Annotated in this window: 18 protein-coding genes; all 18 read left to right on the top strand. The window is 62.8% G+C overall.

Going from position 1 to position 17,908, the window contains the following annotated elements; all coding sequences use genetic code 11:
* The first annotated feature begins 9 nt into the window (after positions 1–9).
* The 18 genes from AC1Q6P_RS12585 (at position 10) to AC1Q6P_RS12500 (ending at position 17,903) form a co-directional block, all read left to right on the top strand.
* A complete protein-coding gene (locus AC1Q6P_RS12585) occupies positions 10–369 on the top strand; it encodes an NADH-quinone oxidoreductase subunit A (protein WP_102770319.1) in 360 nt (119 codons plus the stop codon).
* Positions 370–521: 152 nt separating this feature from the next.
* A complete protein-coding gene (locus tag AC1Q6P_RS12580; protein WP_047484384.1) occupies positions 522–998 on the top strand; it encodes a NuoB/complex I 20 kDa subunit family protein in 477 nt (158 codons plus the stop codon).
* A gap of 14 nt (positions 999–1,012) precedes the next feature.
* A complete protein-coding gene (locus tag AC1Q6P_RS12575; RefSeq protein ID WP_171826249.1) occupies positions 1,013–1,606 on the top strand; it encodes an NADH-quinone oxidoreductase subunit C in 594 nt (197 codons plus the stop codon).
* Between the two features lie 3 nt (positions 1,607–1,609).
* Positions 1,610–2,863, top strand: a complete 1,254-nt coding sequence (locus AC1Q6P_RS12570) for an NADH-quinone oxidoreductase subunit D (protein ID WP_492664138.1) — start codon at positions 1,610–1,612, stop codon at positions 2,861–2,863.
* Between the two features lie 15 nt (positions 2,864–2,878).
* Positions 2,879–3,412 (top strand): NADH-quinone oxidoreductase subunit NuoE family protein, encoded by a 534-nt coding sequence (locus AC1Q6P_RS12565; RefSeq protein ID WP_492664137.1) that lies wholly within the window; start codon positions 2,879–2,881, stop codon positions 3,410–3,412.
* Between the two features lie 15 nt (positions 3,413–3,427).
* A complete protein-coding gene (nuoF, locus tag AC1Q6P_RS12560) occupies positions 3,428–4,780 on the top strand; it encodes an NADH-quinone oxidoreductase subunit NuoF (protein ID WP_102770322.1) in 1,353 nt (450 codons plus the stop codon).
* Between the two features lie 18 nt (positions 4,781–4,798).
* Positions 4,799–7,144: an NADH-quinone oxidoreductase subunit NuoG gene (gene nuoG / locus AC1Q6P_RS12555; RefSeq protein WP_492664136.1), complete on the top strand. Its 2,346-nt coding sequence runs from the start codon at positions 4,799–4,801 to the stop codon at positions 7,142–7,144.
* Positions 7,145–7,157: 13 nt separating this feature from the next.
* Positions 7,158–8,216: an NADH-quinone oxidoreductase subunit NuoH gene (nuoH, locus tag AC1Q6P_RS12550; RefSeq protein ID WP_492664135.1), complete on the top strand. Its 1,059-nt coding sequence runs from the start codon at positions 7,158–7,160 to the stop codon at positions 8,214–8,216.
* A gap of 14 nt (positions 8,217–8,230) precedes the next feature.
* Entirely contained in the window at positions 8,231–8,716 is a 486-nt protein-coding gene (nuoI, locus tag AC1Q6P_RS12545) for an NADH-quinone oxidoreductase subunit NuoI (RefSeq protein ID WP_102770325.1), read from the top strand.
* A gap of 156 nt (positions 8,717–8,872) precedes the next feature.
* Entirely contained in the window at positions 8,873–9,523 is a 651-nt protein-coding gene (locus tag AC1Q6P_RS12540) for an NADH-quinone oxidoreductase subunit J (RefSeq protein ID WP_102770326.1), read from the top strand.
* A complete protein-coding gene (gene nuoK / locus AC1Q6P_RS12535) occupies positions 9,523–9,831 on the top strand; it encodes an NADH-quinone oxidoreductase subunit NuoK (RefSeq protein ID WP_102770459.1) in 309 nt (102 codons plus the stop codon). The genes AC1Q6P_RS12540 and nuoK overlap by 1 nt, the downstream gene beginning before the upstream one ends.
* 6 nt (positions 9,832–9,837) lie before the next feature.
* On the top strand, positions 9,838–11,889 hold the full coding sequence (gene nuoL / locus AC1Q6P_RS12530) for an NADH-quinone oxidoreductase subunit L (RefSeq protein WP_492664134.1): 2,052 nt from the start codon (positions 9,838–9,840) through the stop codon (positions 11,887–11,889).
* Positions 11,890–11,908: 19 nt separating this feature from the next.
* Entirely contained in the window at positions 11,909–13,387 is a 1,479-nt protein-coding gene (locus tag AC1Q6P_RS12525) for an NADH-quinone oxidoreductase subunit M (protein WP_492664133.1), read from the top strand.
* Positions 13,388–13,406: 19 nt separating this feature from the next.
* The gene (nuoN, locus tag AC1Q6P_RS12520) at positions 13,407–14,888 is read left to right on the top strand and encodes an NADH-quinone oxidoreductase subunit NuoN (protein WP_171826255.1); all 1,482 of its coding nucleotides are present in this window, start codon (positions 13,407–13,409) and stop codon (positions 14,886–14,888) included.
* A 24-nt stretch (positions 14,889–14,912) separates the two neighbouring features.
* Positions 14,913–15,221, top strand: coding sequence for a DUF2818 family protein (locus AC1Q6P_RS12515; RefSeq protein WP_492664132.1), 309 nt, complete (start codon positions 14,913–14,915; stop codon positions 15,219–15,221).
* Positions 15,211–15,834 carry an NUDIX domain-containing protein gene (locus AC1Q6P_RS12510; RefSeq protein ID WP_492664131.1) on the top strand — a complete coding sequence of 208 codons (624 nt, stop codon included), beginning with the start codon at positions 15,211–15,213 and terminating at the stop codon, positions 15,832–15,834. Before AC1Q6P_RS12515 ends, AC1Q6P_RS12510 begins: the two co-directional genes overlap by 11 nt.
* A gap of 46 nt (positions 15,835–15,880) precedes the next feature.
* Complete coding sequence (locus AC1Q6P_RS12505) at positions 15,881–16,411, top strand: DUF1178 family protein (protein WP_492664130.1); 531 nt, start codon at positions 15,881–15,883, stop codon at positions 16,409–16,411.
* A gap of 319 nt (positions 16,412–16,730) precedes the next feature.
* Positions 16,731–17,903 carry an efflux RND transporter periplasmic adaptor subunit gene (locus AC1Q6P_RS12500; protein ID WP_171826257.1) on the top strand — a complete coding sequence of 391 codons (1,173 nt, stop codon included), beginning with the start codon at positions 16,731–16,733 and terminating at the stop codon, positions 17,901–17,903.
* Positions 17,904–17,908 lie beyond the last annotated feature (5 nt).

Raw genomic sequence — 17,908 nt, 5'->3', positions numbered from 1 at the left:
GCGTCACCTATGAACTTGGATCAGTACCTCCCCGTCATCCTCTTCATCCTGGTCGGCGCAGGCGTCGGTGTGGCGCCCCAAGTGCTCGGCTTTCTGCTGGGCCCCAATCGGCCGGATCAGGCCAAAAACTCCCCCTACGAATGCGGCTTCGAGGCCTTTGAAGACGCGCGCATGAAATTCGATGTGCGCTATTACCTCGTGGCCATTTTGTTTATCTTGTTTGACCTGGAAATTGCTTTCCTGTTTCCCTGGGCGGTTTCGCTCCGTGAGATTGGTGCGGCTGGTTTCTGGTCGATGATGATTTTCCTGGGCATTCTGGTCGTTGGTTTCGCCTACGAATGGAAAAAGGGCGCCCTGGACTGGGAGTGATTGTTAGCCCCTCGCCCGGCGCGCTGCGCTGGTCGGTCCCCCGAGGGGACGCCCATCCGTCGATGGATGGGCATGGCGGGCTCGCTCGGCAGCAATGCTGGGTCAGGGCTCGGCGCTCGGCTCGCAAGGGCCTGAACGAATGAAAGCTTGCAATGGGTATTGAAGGCGTATTGAAAGAAGGCTTTGTCACCACTTCGGTCGACACGCTGATCAACTGGTCCAAGACCGGTTCCCTCTGGCCCATGACCTTCGGTCTGGCCTGCTGTGCGGTGGAAATGATGCACGCGGGCGCGGCCCGTTATGACATCGACCGTTTCGGCATGTTGTTCCGCCCCAGTCCGCGCCAGAGCGATCTGATGATCGTGGCCGGCACGCTGTGCAACAAGATGGCGCCGGCCCTGCGCAAGGTCTACGACCAGATGGCCGAGCCACGCTGGGTGCTCTCCATGGGTTCCTGTGCCAACGGTGGCGGCTACTACCACTACAGCTACTCCGTCGTGCGCGGCTGCGATCGCATCGTGCCGGTTGATGTGTATGTGCCGGGCTGTCCGCCGACGGCCGAGGCCTTGCTGTACGGCATCCTGCAATTGCAGGCCAAGATTCGCCGTGAAAACACGATCGCGCGCTGAAGGATCAAGCACCGATGAGCAAACTTGACACCCTCAAGACCGCGCTGGAGGCTGCCCTCGGCGAGCGCATCCAGAGTCTGAAGACCGAATTTGGCGAAGTCACCCTGCAAGTGCGTGCGGCCGACTACCTCGGCGTCGCCAAGACCCTGCGCGATCACTCCGAGCTGCGCTTCGAGCAGCTGATTGACCTCTGCGGCATCGACTACAGCAGCTACAAGGACGGTGCCTACGACGGCCCGCGTTACGCTGTGGCATCGCATCTGCTGTCGGTCAACAAGAACTGGCGTCTGCGCCTCAAGGTGTACTGCCCGGATGACGATTTCCCGTCGGTGGCAGCCATCACTCCGATCTGGAACTCGGCCAACTGGTTCGAGCGCGAAGCTTTCGATCTCTACGGCATCATTTTTGATGGCCACGAAGACCTGCGTCGCATCCTGACCGATTACGGCTTCATCGGCCACCCGATGCGCAAGGACTTCCCGACCTCGGGTCATGTGGAAATGCGCTACGACGCCGAGCAAAAGCGCGTGGTCTACCAACCGGTGACCATCGAGCCGCGTGAAATCACGCCGCGCATCATTCGCGAAGACAATTACGGTGGACTTTGATTCATGGCTGAAATCAAGAACTACACCCTGAATTTCGGTCCCCAGCATCCCGCCGCTCACGGCGTGTTGCGCCTGGTGCTGGAGCTGGATGGCGAAGTCATCCAGCGCGCCGATCCGCACATCGGCCTGCTGCACCGCGCCACCGAAAAGCTGGCTGAGAGCAAGACCTATATCCAGTCGCTGCCCTATATGGACCGTCTGGACTATGTGTCCATGATGGCCAACGAGCAGGCTTACTGCCTGGCGATCGAAAAGATGCTGGGCATCGAAGTGCCCGAGCGTGCGCAGTACATCCGCGTGATGTTTGCCGAAATCACCCGCCTGCTGAACCACCTGATGTGGTTGGGTGCGCACGGTCTCGATTGCGGCGCGATGAACGTGCTGATCTACGCCTTCCGCGAGCGCGAAGACCTGTTTGACATGTACGAGGCCGTGTCGGGCGCTCGCATGCACGCGGCCTATTTCCGCCCGGGCGGTGTCTACCGCGATCTGCCGGACACCATGCCGCAGTACCGCGTGTCCAAGATCAAGAACGCCAAGACCCTGGCCAAGATGAATGAGAATCGCAGCGGCTCGCTGCTGGACTTCATTGAGGACTTCTGCAATCGCTTCCCCAAGAACGTCGACGACTACGAAACCCTGTTGACCGACAACCGGATCTGGAAGCAGCGCACCGTGGGCATTGGCGTGGTGTCGCCTGAACGCGCACTGAACATGGGCTTCACCGGCCCGATGCTGCGTGGTTGTGGCATCCCCTGGGACCTGCGCAAGACCCAGCCTTACGACGCCTACGCCAAGCTGGACTTCGACATCCCGGTCGGCACCAACGGCGACACCTACGATCGCTACGTCGTTCGCGTCGAGGAAATGCGTCAGTCCAATCGCATCATTCAGCAATGCGTGAACTGGTTGCGTGCCAACCCGGGCCCTGTCATTACCGACAATCACAAGGTGGCGCCGCCTTCGCGTGTGGACATGAAGTCGAACATGGAGGAGTTGATCCACCATTTCAAGCTGTTCACCGAAGGTTTCCGCGTGCCGGAAGGCGAGGCCTACGCGGCCGTCGAACATCCCAAGGGTGAGTTCGGCATCTACATCGTCAGCGATGGCGCCAACAAGCCTTACCGTTTGAAGATCCGTGCCCCGGGCTTTGCCCACTTGGCTGCGCTGGATGAGATGGCCCGTGGCCACATGCTGGCCGACGCGGTGGCCATCATCGGCACGATGGACATCGTGTTCGGCGAAATCGATCGTTGAGTGATGAGCAGAACGATGACAACGAACAACGAAACCTATGTGCTGAGCGAGGCCACGGCAGCCCGCTTTGCGCGTGAAGTGGCCAAGTACCCGGTGGATCAGAAGCAATCGGCCGTGATGGCCTGCCTGTCCATCGTGCAGCAGGAAATCGGTTATGTGTCGCGCGCCAGCGAAGACGCGATCGCCGCTTACCTGGGCATGCCGCCGATCGCCGTCTACGAAGTGACGACCTTCTACAACATGTACAACCAGCGCAAGCTGGGTCAGTTCAAGTTGAATGTCTGCACCAATCTGCCCTGCCAGCTGCGCGACGGCCAGAAGGCGCTGAACCACCTCTGCGAAAAGCTGGGCGTGGAGGAGGGCGGTACCACGGCCGATGGCCTGTTCACCGTGCAAAAGAGCGAGTGCCTGGGTGCTTGCGCGGACTCGCCGGTCATGCTGGTCAACGACCGCCAGATGTGCAGTTTCATGAGCAACCAGCGCCTCGATGAGCTGGTGGACGTGCTCAAGGCCCATGCTGCGGCCGAAGCCGCTGCGGCCAAGAACTGAGGAACGGGAAGAAGCATGCTGGATCTATCCAAGTTTCAGAGTCAGGGCGTCGAGACCTGTTTCCATGACCGCCACATTGGCGCGCAGATTTACGCCGGTCTGGACGGCAAGAACTGGGGCCTGAAGGACTATGTGGCACGTGGCGGTTATGCCGCGCTGCGCAAGATCCTGAAAGGCGAGGGCGCTCCGGAAGGCACGCCGCTGACCCAGGATCAGGTCATCGCCGAGGTCAAGGCTTCGGGTCTGCGTGGCCGTGGCGGCGCCGGCTTCCCCACCGGCCTGAAGTGGAGCTTCATGCCGCGCCAGTTCCCGGGCGCCAAGTACCTGGTCTGCAATTCGGACGAGGGCGAGCCGGGCACCTGCAAGGACCGCGACATCCTGATGTTCAACCCGCACATCGTGATCGAAGGCATGGCCATCGCTGCTTTCGCCATGGGCATCAAGACGGGCTACAACTACATCCACGGCGAGATTTTCGAGGTCTACGAGCGCTTCGAAGCGGCCCTGGAAGAAGCCCGTGCAGCCGGTTTCCTGGGTGACAACATCCTCGGCTCCGACTTCAGCTTCCAGCTGCATGCTTTCCACGGTTTCGGCGCCTACATCTGCGGCGAAGAAACTGCGCTGCTCGAGTCGCTGGAAGGCAAAAAGGGTCAGCCGCGTTTCAAGCCGCCGTTCCCGGCCAGCTTCGGCCTCTACGGCCGCCCGACCACCATCAACAACACCGAGACCTTTGCGGCCGTCCCCTGGATCATCCGCAACGGCGGCCAGCCCTATCTGGAAATCGGCAAGCCCAACAACGGCGGCACCAAGATCTTCTCGGTCTCGGGTGACGTGGAGCGCCCGGGCAATTACGAGATCCCGCTGGGCACGCCGTTCTCCAAACTGCTGGAACTGGCCGGTGGCGTGCGCAAGGGTCGCACGCTCAAGGCCGTGATTCCTGGCGGCTCGTCCTCGCCGGTGCTGACCGCCGAGGTCATGATGAACTGCACCATGGACTATGACTCCATCGCCAAGGCCGGCTCCATGCTGGGCTCGGGTGCGGTCATCGTCATGGACGACAGCCGTTGCATGGTCAAGAGCCTGCTGCGCCTGTCCTACTTCTATGCCCACGAGTCTTGCGGCCAGTGCACGCCTTGCCGCGAAGGCACGGGCTGGATGCACCGGGTGGTCGAGCGCATCGCCAACGGCCAGGGCAAGCCTGAAGACATCGATCTGCTGAACTCGGTGGCCGACAACATCCAGGGTCGCACGATCTGCGCGCTCGGCGATGCCGCGGCCATGCCGGTGCGCGCCATGATCAAGAACTTCAAACACGAGTTCGTTCATCTGATCGAACACAAAACGGCTCTGGTGCCGGCCTCGGTTTGAGGCAGGACAGGACACGACATGATTGAAATCGAACTCGACGGCCAGAAGGTAGAGGTCCAGGAAGGCAGCATGGTCATGCATGCTGCCGAAAAGGCCGGCACCTACATCCCGCATTTCTGCTATCACAAGAAGCTCTCCATCGCCGCCAACTGCCGCATGTGCCTGGTGGATGTGGAAAAGGCGCCCAAGCCCATGCCGGCCTGCGCCACGCCCGTGACCCAGGGCATGATCGTTCGCACCAAGAGCGAGAAGGCCGTGAAGGCGCAGCAGGGTGTGATGGAGTTCCTGCTGATCAACCACCCGCTGGATTGCCCGATCTGCGACCAGGGTGGCGAGTGCCAGCTGCAAGACCTGGCCGTGGGCTACGGTGGCAGCAAATCGCGCTACACCGAAGAAAAGCGCGTGGTCTTCCACAAGAACGTCGGCCCGCTGATTTCCATGCAGGAAATGAGCCGTTGCATCCATTGCACCCGCTGCGTGCGCTTCGGCCAAGAGATCGCCGGCGTGATGGAGTTGGGCATGGCTCACCGTGGTGAGCATGCTGAGATCCAGACCTTTGTCGGCCGCTCGGTGGACTCCGAGTTGTCGGGCAATATGATCGACATCTGCCCGGTCGGCGCCCTGACCAGCAAGCCCTTCCGCTACAGCGCCCGCACCTGGGAGTTGTCGCGCCGCAAGAGCGTCAGCCCGCATGATTCGACCGGCGCCAATCTGATCGTCCAGGTCAAGAACAACCAGGTGATGCGCGTCGTTCCGCTCGAGAACGAAGCCGTCAACGAATGCTGGATCGCTGACCGTGATCGCTTCTCCTACGAAGCGCTGAACAGCGACCAGCGCATCAGCCAGCCCATGATCAAGCAAGGCGGCGCCTGGAAGACCGTCGACTGGACCACGGCGCTGGAATACGTGGCCAACGGCCTCAAGCTGGTCAAGGCCGAACACGGCCCGGCGGCCATCGGTGCCCTGGGCTCGGCCCACAGCACGGTGGAAGAGCTGCATCTGCTGGCCAAGTTGGTGCGCGGTCTTGGCAGCCAGAACGTCGACCACCGCCTGCGCCACGCCGATTTCAGCAACACCGCCGAAGCCGGCAAGGCCCACTGGCTGGGTGGCTCGATCGCCGCGCTGAGCGAACTGGATCGTGCCCTGGTCGTGGGCAGCTTCCTGCGCAAGGATCATCCGCTGTTTGCGCAGCGCCTGCGTCAGGCCGCCCGTCACGGCGCCCAGATCAGCGTGATCCACGGCAGCGAAGACGACTGGCTCCTGCCCATCGCTGCACGCATCACCGCGGCGCCGAGCGCCTGGCTGCAGTCGCTGGCCGCTGTTGCACAAGTCGTGGCCCAGGCCAAGGGCGTGAGCGCACCGGTGAGCGCTGAAGTGACCCCGGCTGCGAACGCCATCGCCGAATCGCTGCTGAGCGGCGAGCGCAAGGCGGTCCTGCTGGGCAATGCCGCTGCACAACATCCGCAAGCCGCGGCCTTGCTGAGCCTGGCCAACTGGATCGCTGCCCAGGTGGGCGCTCAAGTCGGCTACCTGACCGAAGCCGCCAACACTGTAGGCGCGCAACTGGTCGGCGCTGTGCCGCAAGGCAATGGTTTGAATGCCGCCCAGATGCTGGGTGCGCAAGCCGGCGGCGCGTCGCTCAAGGCTGTGATCCTGCTGAACACCGACCCGGTGCTGGAGAGCGCCAACGCGGCCGCCGCTGCGAAGAGCCTGGCCGCGGCCGAAATGGTCGTGGTGCTGAGCCCCTTCAAGACCGGCATCGAGTACGCGGATGTGATCCTGCCGACCTCGCCCTTTACCGAGACTTCGGGCTCTTTCGTGAACGCGGAAGGTCGCCTGCAGAGCTTTGTGGGCGTGGCCAAGGCCCTGGGCGAAACGCGCCCGGGCTGGAAGATCCTGCGCGTGCTGGGCAATCTGTTGGCTCTGGATGGTTTCGGCCAAGACAGCTCCGAGCAGGTGCGCAACGAAGCGCTGGGTGTGGATGCTGATTTGAGCAGCCGCCTGAGCAATGCCAGCCAGGCGCCGGTGCAGCTGCAAGCGGCAGCGGGCGGTCTGGAGCGCCTGGCCGAAGTGCCGATCTATGCCACCGACGCCCTGGTTCGTCACTCGACCTCGCTGCAGCTGACCACCGACGCCCGCCAGGCGGCCGTGGCCCGTCTGCCGCAGGCGCTGTGGGATCAGCTGGGCTTGGCCGAGGTGCAGGGCGCTTCGGTGCGCATCAGCCAGGAAGGCGCCGGCACCGTGCAACTGCCGGCCCAACTCGATGCCAAGCTGCCCGCGAATGTGGTGCGCGTGCCCGTCGGGCTCCCGGAAACTGCGGCCCTGGGCGCGGCCTTCGGTTCGCTGAACGTGTCCAAGGTGTGAGGCGAGAACAGCAATGATTGACACCCTCTACCAATCTGGCGCCAGCCTGCTGGGCGGTGCCTGGCCCGTGGTCTGGAACCTGATCAAGATCATCGTGCTGGTGGCCCCGCTGATGATTTGCGTGGCCTACCTGACCTTGTGGGAGCGCAAGGCCATCGGCTGGACCCAGATCCGTCCGGGCCCGAACCGTGTCGGCCCCTACGGTCTGCTGACCCCCATCGCTGATGCGGTCAAGCTGATCTTCAAGGAAATCATCGTCCCGACGGCGGCCAACAAGGGCCTGTTCTTCCTCGGCCCCATCATGACCATCATGCCGGCCCTGGCCGCCTGGGTCGTGATCCCCTTCGGCCCGGAAGTCGCGCTGTCCAATATCAACGCCGGCCTGCTGTTCCTGATGGCCATCACCTCGCTCGAGGTTTACGGCGTGATCATTGCCGGGTGGGCCTCGAACTCCAAGTACGCTTTTCTGGGTGCGCTGCGCGCGTCCGCTCAGATGGTCAGCTACGAAATCCCCCTGGGCTTTGCCCTGGTGATCGTGCTGATGGTCAGCGGCAGCTTGAACATGAGCGACATCGTCATGAGCCAGTCGCGCGGTCAGTTCGCCGACATGGGCCTGAACCTGCTGTCCTGGAACTGGCTGCCTCTGCTGCCGATCTTTGGCGTGTACTTCATCTCCGGCCTGGCTGAAACCAACCGTCACCCCTTCGACGTGGTGGAAGGTGAGTCGGAAATCGTGGCCGGCCACATGGTCGAGTACTCGGGCATGTCCTTCGCCATGTTCTTCCTGGCTGAGTACGCCAATATGTGGCTGGTCTCGATCCTGACCGTGCTGTTCTTCCTGGGCGGCTGGCTGGCCCCTGTGGCTGCGCTGGACTTCATCCCGGGCTGGATCTGGCTGGGCCTCAAGACCTTCTGCGTGGTCACCGTGTTCCTCTGGGTTCGCGCCAGCTTCCCGCGCTTCCGCTATGACCAGATCATGCGTCTGGGCTGGAAGATCTTCATTCCCGTGACCCTGGTCTGGTTGGTCGTCGTCGGCCTCTGGATTCAGTCGCCGTACAACATCTGGAAGTGAGCTGAGGTCCTCCCATGTCTGCAGTGAGCTTCGTCAAGAGCTTCATGCTCATCGAGCTGTTCAAGGGCCTGGCCCTGACCGGCCGCCATTTCCTGTCGCGCACGATCACCGTGCAGTTTCCGGAAGAAAAAACCCCGCTGTCGCCGCGTTTCCGCGGTCTGCACGCGCTGCGCCGTTACGACAACGGCGAAGAGCGCTGCATTGCCTGCAAGCTGTGCGAAGCAGTCTGCCCGGCGATGGCCATCACCATCGAGTCCGATGTGCGCGATGACGGCTCCCGCCGAACCACGCGTTATGACATCGATCTGACCAAGTGCATCTTCTGCGGTTTCTGCGAAGAGAGCTGCCCGGTCGACTCGATCGTGGAAACCAATATCTTCGAGTACCACGGCGAAAAACGCGGCGACCTCTACTTCACCAAGGACATGCTCCTGGCTGTGGGTGACCGCTATGAACCCGAGATCGCAGCCCAAAAGGAGGCCGACGCAAAGTACCGTTGACCCCTCGTCCGAGAGTACTCGGCCGGTCCCCCGAGGGGACGCAGAGGTTCGCCGGCCAAGGCCGCCGTACACCTCGGCTCGAGTCGCCCTGAACTTGTTTCAAGGCGGCCCGGCGGGCGACTCGATCGGACAAGAGTTAAGTACTGCTGGAACGCTATGGAAATCACCACTGCTCTGTTCTACATCTTCTCGGCCGTGTTGCTGGGCGCCTCGTTCCGTGTGATCACGGCGCGCAGCACTGTGCACTCGGCCCTGTTCCTGATCCTGGCCTTCTTCAATGCCTCGTGCATCTGGATGCTGCTGAAGGCGGAATTCCTGGCCATCACCTTGGTGCTGGTGTATATCGGCGCCGTTATGGTGCTGTTCCTGTTTGTGGTGATGATGCTGGACATCAATTCAGACCACGTGCGGGAGGGTTTCTGGAAGCACATGCCGATGGCTGGCCTGGTTGGCGCCTTGATCGCGCTGGAAATGGCCGCCATCCTGATGGGTGGCTTCCGCCTGGCTGACGCGCCGGAGCTGTCGCCCGCAGCCATGCAGCTGGGCAACACCAAGCTGCTCGGCATCGCCATCTACACCCAGTACCTCTATCCCTTGCAGATTGCGGCCGTGCTGCTGCTGGTGGCCATCATTGCCGCCATCGCGCTGACCCTGCGCCGCCGCAAGGATTCACGCAGCCAAGACGCCTCCGAGCAGGTCAAGGTCAAGAAGGCCGACCGCCTGCGCATCGTCAAGATGGCGCCCACGGTGGAACTGCCCGCCGCGCCTGCAGCTGATGCTGCTGCTGACACAGGAGCCAAAGCATGATGAGCTTGACCTTGGGCCATTTCCTGACCTTGGGGGCGATCCTGTTCGCCATCTCGGTGGTGGGCATCTTTTTGAATCGCAAGAACCTGATCGTGCTGCTGATGGCGATTGAGCTGATGTTGCTCGCGGTGAACCTGAACTTCGTGGCCTTCTCGCACTACCTGGGCGATATGGCGGGCCAGGTGTTCGTGTTCTTCATCCTGACCGTGGCGGCCGCCGAGTCGGCCATCGGCCTGGCCATTCTGGTCGTGCTGTTCCGCAACCGGGCGTCCATCAATGTCGAAGAGCTCGACGCGCTGAAGGGCTGAAGAACAATGTCTGCACAACTCTCTCAGAACCTCCTGCTGGCGGTGCCGCTGGCCCCGCTGGTCGGCGCCGTCGTGGCCGGCCTGTTTGGCAAGCAAGTGGGCCGCAAGGGTGCTCACACGGTCACCATCCTCGGCGTGCTTGTGGCCTTTATCTTGTCGGCCATGACGCTGGAATCCGTCATCAACGACGGTGCCCGTTTCAACCAGACCATTTATGAGTGGATGGTGGTGGGCGGCCTGAAGATGGAAGTCGGCTTTCTGGTCGATGGCCTGACCGCGATGATGATGTGCGTGGTGACCTTTGTGTCGCTGATGGTGCACATCTACACCATCGGCTACATGGAAGAAGATCCGGGCTACCAGCGCTTCTTCAGCTACATCTCCCTGTTCACCTTCTCGATGTTGATGCTCGTGATGAGCAACAACATGCTTCAACTGTTCTTCGGTTGGGAAGCGGTGGGCCTGGTGTCCTACCTGCTGATCGGCTTCTGGTACACCAAGCCGACCGCCATCTTCGCGAACATGAAGGCCTTTCTGGTCAACCGCGTCGGTGACTTCGGCTTCATCCTCGGCATCGGCCTGCTGGTGGCCTACGGTGGTTCGCTGAACTACACCGAGACTTTCGCCAAGGCCGGTGACCTGGCTCAGATCAAGTTCACCGCACCGCTGTGGGGCAGTGACTGGATGATGCTGAGCGTGGCCTGCATCTGCCTGTTCATCGGTGCCATGGGCAAATCGGCCCAGTTCCCCCTGCATGTGTGGCTGCCGGACTCGATGGAAGGCCCGACTCCGATCTCCGCGCTGATTCACGCCGCCACCATGGTGACGGCCGGCATCTTCATGGTCGCCCGCATGAGCCCGCTGTTCGAACTCTCGGACACCGCGCTGAACTTCATCCTGGTGATCGGCTCCATCACGGCGTTGTTCATGGGCTTTCTGGGCATCATCCAGAACGACATCAAGCGCGTGGTCGCCTACTCGACCCTGTCGCAGCTCGGTTACATGACCGTGGCCCTGGGTGCCTCAGCCTACTCGGTGGCCGTGTTCCACCTGATGACCCACGCCTTCTTCAAGGCCCTGCTTTTCCTCGGCGCGGGCTCGGTCATCATCGGCATGCACCATGACCAGGACATCCGCAATATGGGTGGTCTGTGGAAGTACATGAAGGTGACCTGGATCACCTCGCTGCTGGGTTCGCTGGCCCTGATCGGTACGCCCTTCTTCTCGGGTTTCTACTCCAAGGATTCGATCATTGAAGCGGTGCACGCCAGCCATCTGCCGGCGGCGCAATGGGCTTACTACGCCGTCATCATCGGCGTGTTCGTCACCGCCTTCTATTCCTTCCGGATGTACTTCCTGGTCTTCCATGGCAAGGAGAACTTCCGTCACAAGCCCTTCCCGGGCGAGCATGACCATCATGACGACCACGGTCACCATGAGCCTCATGTGCCGCACGAGTCGCCTTGGGTTGTGACCCTGCCGCTGGCTTTGCTGGCGGTGCCTTCGGTGCTGATCGGTTACTTCACCATCGCCCCGATGCTGCATGGCGATTTCTTCAAAGATGCCATCTTCATCAACCACCAGGTCCACCACGCCATGACTGAGCTGGGCCATGAGTTCCACGGCGCTGCGGCCATGGCTGTGCATGGCCTGCAGACGCTGCCGTTCTGGCTGGCTCTGGGCGGGGTGGTGACGGCTTACCTGTTCTACATGGTCTGGCCGGCCGTGCCGGCGACCTTGGCTCGTGTGCTGCGTCCGCTGATCGTGGTCCTGGAGAACAAGTACTTCATGGACTGGATCAACGAGAACATCCTGGCCAAGGCCGCGCGAGGCTTGGGCCTCGTGTTCTGGAAGGCCGGTGACGGCGCCGTGATCGACGGTGTGCTGATCAACGGCTCTGCGCATGCGGTTGGCGGCATCGCCGGCCTGGTGCGTCGCGTTCAAACCGGCCACCTGTACTGGTATGCGCTGGTGATGATCCTGGGCGTGATCGGCCTGATGACCTGGCAGCTGTGGCCCTATATGTGGCCCCAACTCAAGACCCTGACCGGTCTGTGATTGAGGGCGGAGAACAACAATGTTGCTAAGTCTTGCCATTTTCCTGCCCATCGCCTGCGGCGCCGTGCTGCTGGCCCTGGGTCGTGACGACCAGGCCAAAACCGTGCGCTGGCTGGCCTTGCTGGCCGCGCTGGCCAGCTTTGCCGTGACGCTGCCGCTGATCAGCGGTTTCGACAACAGCACGGCTGCCATGCAGTTCGTCGAAAACCAGCCCTGGATCGAGCGTTTCAACATCCGCTACCACCTGGGCCTGGACGGCATCTCCATGTGGTTCGTGCCGCTGACGGCCTTCATCACCGTCATCGTCGTGCTGGCCGCCTGGGAAGTGATCGAGTCGCGCGTCAACCAGTACATGGGCGCTTTCCTGATCCTGTCGGGCCTGATGATCGGCGTGTTCTCGGCCCTCGACGGCATGCTGTTCTACGTGTTCTTCGAGGCCACGCTGATCCCGATGTACATCATCATCGGCGTCTGGGGCGGCCCGCGTCGCGTGTACGCGGCCTTCAAGTTCTTCCTCTACACCCTGGCCGGTTCGCTCTTGATGCTGATCGCGCTGCTCTACCTGTACTTCCAGTCCGGTGGCAGCTTCGACATCCTGACCTGGCACAAGCTGCCCCTTGCCGGTGGCACGCAGACCTTGCTGTTCTTTGCCTTCCTGGCCGCCTTCTCGGTGAAGGTGCCGATGTGGCCGGTGCACACCTGGCTGCCCGATGCCCACGTGGAAGCGCCCACCGGCGGTTCGGTGGTGCTGGCCGCCATCATGTTGAAGCTGGGTTGCTATGGCTTCCTGCGTTTCTCCCTGCCCATCGTGCCGGACGCAGCCCATCAGTGGTCCTGGCTGATCATCGCCATGTCCTTGATCGGCGTGGTCTACATCGGCCTGGTGGCCCTGGTGCAGCAGGACATGAAGAAGCTGGTGGCCTACTCGTCCATCGCCCACATGGGTTTCGTGACCCTGGGCTTCTTCATCTTCAACGACCTGGGTGTGCAGGGCGGTCTGGTGCAGATGATCTCGCACGGCTTTGTGTCGGGCGCGATGTTCCTGTCCATCGGCGTGCTCTACGACCGCGTCCACTCGCGTGAGATCGCCAGCTACGGCGGCGTGGTCAACACCATGCCCAAGTTCGCGGCCTTCGCCCTGTTCTTCGCCATGGCCAATTGCGGCCTGCCTGCCACCGCCGGTTTCGTGGGCGAGTGGATGGTGATCCTGGGCACCGTGCGCTACGACTTCTGGCTTGGCGCCATTGCCGCCACGGCCCTGATCTTCGGCGCGGCCTACACCTTGTGGATGTACAAGCGCGTCTATTTCGGTGCCGTCACCAACGACGATGTGCGCAAGCTCAAGGACATCAACGCCCGTGAGTTCCTGATGCTGGCAGTGCTGGCCATTGCCGTGCTGTGGATGGGCGTGTACCCCAAGCCCTTCACCGATGTGATGCAGGTTTCGGTGGCTGAGTTGCTCAAGCATGTGGCAACGTCCAAGCTGATCCCCGGTTGATTCTTAGGGCCAACAAGACATGAACAATATGAACTGGCTCGCGGTTTATCCCGAAATCATTTTGCTGGCCATGGCCTGCGTGGTGGCCTTGGCGGACCTGTTCGTCAAGGACCCGGCGCGCCGCCCGACCTACTGGCTGACCCAGCTGACCCTGGTGGCCGTGGCCACCGTGCATTTCAGCGCCTTCAGCGAGGGCCAGACCCTGTACGCCATGCAGGGCATGGTGGTGTCCGACCCCATGGGCCATCTGCTGGGCTTCTTCGCCAGCATCGCCACCATCGTCGTGCTGGTCTACGCGCGACCCTACGCCGCTTCGCGCGAGATGCTCAAGGGTGAGCTCTTCACGCTGAGCCTGTTCTCGCTGCTGGGCGTGTTCGTGATGCTCTCGGCCAACAACTTCCTGGTCATCTATCTCGGCCTGGAATTGATGAGCCTGTCGCTCTATGCCCTGGTGGCCCTGCGCCGTGACCATGCGGTGTCGACCGAAGCGGCGATGAAGTACTTTGTGCTCGGCGCCCTGGCCAGCGGTTTCCTGCTCTATGGCTTGTCCATGATGTACGGCGCCACCGGTTCGCTGAGCATTCCGCGTGTCTTCGAGGTCATCTCCACCGGCGTGCCGAACAAGTCGGTGCTCGTTTTCGGCGTGGTCTTCGTGACCGCTGGTCTGGCCTTTAAGCTCGGCGCTGCCCCCTTCCATATGTGGGTGCCGGACGTCTACCAAGGTTCGCCCACGGCCGTGACCCTGCTGATCGGCTCGGCGCCCAAGCTGGCAGCCTTTGCCATCACCGTGCGTCTGCTGGTGGAAGGCATGATCGGCCTGGCCGTGGACTGGCAGCAGATGTTGATCGTGCTGGCGGTGATGTCGCTGCTGGTCGGCAACCTGGCCGCGATCGCGCAGACCAATCTCAAGCGCATGCTGGCCTACTCGACCATCGCGCAGATGGGCTTCATGCTGCTGGGCCTGGCTTCGGGCGTGGTGAACAACAACACCTTGTCGGCCGCCAATGCCTACAGCTCGGCCATGTTCTATGCCGTGACCTATGTGCTGACGACGCTGGGCAGCTTCGGCATGATCCTGCTGCTCTCGCGCGCCGGTCATGAGGCCGAGGAACTCAAGGACCTGGCCGGTCTGGCCAAGCGCAGCCCCTGGTTCGCCGTGGTGATGGCGGTGTTCATGTTCTCGCTGGCTGGCGTGCCGCCGACTGCGGGCTTCTACGCCAAGCTGTCGGTGCTGCAGGCCTTGGTCTCGACCAATGTGCCGTTCTATCTGGGCCTGGCCATTGCCGCCGTGGTGGTGTCGCTGATCGGCGCCTTCTACTACCTGCGTGTCGTCAAGGTCATGTTCTTTGACGAACCCACGGACCGTGCGCCCCTGGCAGCGCCTGCCGATGTGCGTCTGGTGCTGTCGCTGAACGGTGCTGCCGTGCTGGTCTTCGGTGTGCTGCCCGGTGGCCTGATGGCCTGGTGCGCGTCCGCCATCGTCAAGACGCTGGCGACCTGATCCTTCGGGTTTCCGTTCGAATCCATGGATCAAACCGCAGCCGTCTGGCTGGTCTTGTTGGCGGCTGTGCTGGCCGCCAACCTGCCTTATCTCAGCAATCGGGTCTTGCTTGTGGGGCCGCGCCGCAGCCCCAAGGCGGTCGGCTGGCGCCTGCTGGAGTTGGTCTTGCTCGCGCTCCTGACCCTGGGCTTGGGCTTCCTGCTTGAGTCCAAGCTGGGTCAACGCCAGCCTCAGGGCTGGGAGTTTTACGCGGCCGGCTTCTGCCTCTTTGTGACCCTGGGCTTCCCGGGCTTTGTCTGGTGCTATCTGCGCCGCCATCGCCATGACGCCTGAGGGCGGCGCCGCTGCGCAGCCGGGCTCCACAAGTTCGGACGCCCACTTGCGCGAAGACAGCGTCTCCTCCGAGCGCGTCTTCAGCGGCAACTTCCTCCATGTGCAGCGCGACATTGTTCGCCTGCCCGATGGCGCCCAGGCCAGCCGGGAGTACATCCTGCACCCCGGCGCGGTCATGATCGTGCCGCTGCTGGACGATTGCCGTCTGCTGCTGGAACGTCAGTTCCGCTTCCCCATGGGCCGGGTGATGCTGGAGTTTCCCGCCGGCAAGCTCGATGCCGGCGAAGCCCCGCTGCGCTGTGCCCAGCGCGAGCTGATCGAGGAAACCGGCTACCACGCGGCCGAGTGGGCCCATGCCGGCGTGCTGCACAACGCCATTGCCTACTCGGACGAAGGCATCGAGATCTTTTTTGCCCGCGGCCTCACGCCAGGGCGTCAGTCGCTCGATGACGGGGAGTTCATCGAGCTGCAGGCCTTCACGGTCGCCGAGGTCGACGCCATGTGCCAGGACGGCCGCATCACCGATGCCAAGACGCTGATCGGCCTGCTCTGGCTGCAGCGCTGGCAGGCGGGGGCCTGGGCCCTCAAATGGGTGGCTGCTGCGCAAGAATGAGTGGCGGTGGCCTGAAAGGCCTGCCGCCAGCGCTTACCATCGTTCCATGCTGGTTCTGAATCTTTGCTGTTCCCTCGATCATGGTTTCGAAGGTTGGTTCGCCTCTGCGGCCGACTTTGAGAGCCAGCAGGCGCGCGACCTGGTGTCCTGCCCCATGTGCGGCAGCAATGAGGTCCGACGTTTGCCCAGTGCGCCGCGACTCAATGTCTCGCACCTGCGCCGTGGTGCGTCTGGGGCTGAGCGTGCCGATACCGCCTCGCCTGCAGCGATCGCGGCACGTTCTGAGCCCTCGTCAATCAGCAGCGCTTCCGAGGTCGACTCAAGCGCCTCGTCTGCTGCCGAGTCTTTGGCGCGCGTGCAAGCGCAGATGATGCAGGCTTTGCGTGCCATGGTCTCGCAAAGCGAAAACGTCGGCTCGCGTTTCGCCGAAGAAGCACGTCGGATTCACTATGGCGAGGCCGAGCCGCGCAGCATCCGTGGCCAAGCCAGCCGGGCTGACACCGAGGCTCTGGTGGAGGAAGGCATTGCCGTCTTGCCCTTGCCCAATCTGCCCGGGCTCAAGGAGCCTTTGCAGTAGGCGCCACGCCTCGTTGAACCTCGGGCTTTCTTGCCGAGCCATGGCCTGACGGGCGCTGGGTGTAGCTAGGGTAAATCCGAGGCTCAAATCTGCTCCATGACCTATGGCCCACCCCTTGGGCTCACTTAAGCTGCGGGGCTTTTGTTCGGCTTTCAAAGACTCGCTTGAGGGTTGCTGCCGGCCACGCTGACCGGGTGGCTGCCGGCCTTGAGCGCGGGGTGGGCGTCATGCGGTTTTTGGGTGACCTCTGCTCACACACCAAGCCCGAACTTCCTTTTGTTTCCAGCTTGTTCAAACTCATCCAAACGGAGTTGATCCGATGACGCGTTCGTCCCGCCTTGCCCGTTCTGTTTCCCCGACCTTGCTGCTGTGCGCTGCACTGGCGCTCAGTGCTTGCGGCAAGCGCGAAGGGGCGGGCGCTGCGGATGCGCCCGGCAAGGCGGCCAGTGCCGCCGCCGCCTCGCTCTTGGTGGCCCCGGAAGATTTGCGCACCCTGAGTCTGTCCAGCTATGCCTTCGGCCCCGTCATCACCGGCTCCATCCAGCCCGAGAAGCGCGCCGATCTGCGCGCCGAAGTGTCGGCCGTGGTGCTGCAGGTGCTCAAGGAAAACGGCGAGAACGTGCGCCGCGGCGACCTGCTGGTGCGTCTGGATGACACCTCCATCCGCGACTCGCTGGCGTCGGCCGAGGAGGGCGCCCGCGTGTCCGCCCAGTCTTTCGAGCAGGCCGAGCGCCAGATGCAGCGCCTCAAGACCCTGCAGGCCCAGGGCATGAGCTCGCTGCAAGCGCTGGAAGACGCCGAGCTGCGCCGCAACAACGCCCAGAACGATCTGGTCGCCGCCAAGGCCCGCCTCGTGCAGGCGCGCCAGCAGTTGCAACGCACCGAGGTGCGCGCGCCTTTTGACGGTGTGGTCAGCGAGCGCAAGGTTTCGGCCGGCGACACCGCGCAGGTGGGCAAGGAGCTGGTCAAGGTGATCGACCCGCGCAGCATGCGCTTCGAGGGCCTGGTCTCGGCTGACCGCATGCACGAGATCAAGGCGGGCCAAACCGTCAACTTCCGCGTCAACGGCTTTGGTGAAGGCAACTTCAGCGGCAAGGTCCGCCGCATCGATGCCGCCGCCAATGCCACCACCCGCCAGCTCGAAGTGCTGGTGGATTTCGCGCCCGGCAAGGCGCCGACGGTGGCCGGCCTCTATGCCGAAGGTCGGGTGGAATCCGGCAGTGTCAGCACTCTGATGCTGCCCGAGGTCTCGCTGCAGCGCTCGGGCGACGCGGCCCATGCCTGGCGCGTCAAGAACGGCGTGCTCAACAAGGTGGCGGTGGAACTGGGCGAGCGCGACGCGCGCCGCGGTGAGTTCGTCATTCGCAGCGGCCTGGCCGTGGGTGACCAGGTGCTGCGCAGCCCCGGTTCCAACCTCAAGGATGGTCAGAAAGTCCAAATCGCCGCTGCGGCCGTGGCCTCGGCTTCGGCGCCGGCCAGCACAGGGAAGTAATTGCC

The sequence above is a fragment of the Roseateles sp. GW835-FHT13E02 genome (genome assembly GCF_058794035.1).
This window is presented reverse-complemented; position numbering and strand designations above follow the sequence as displayed.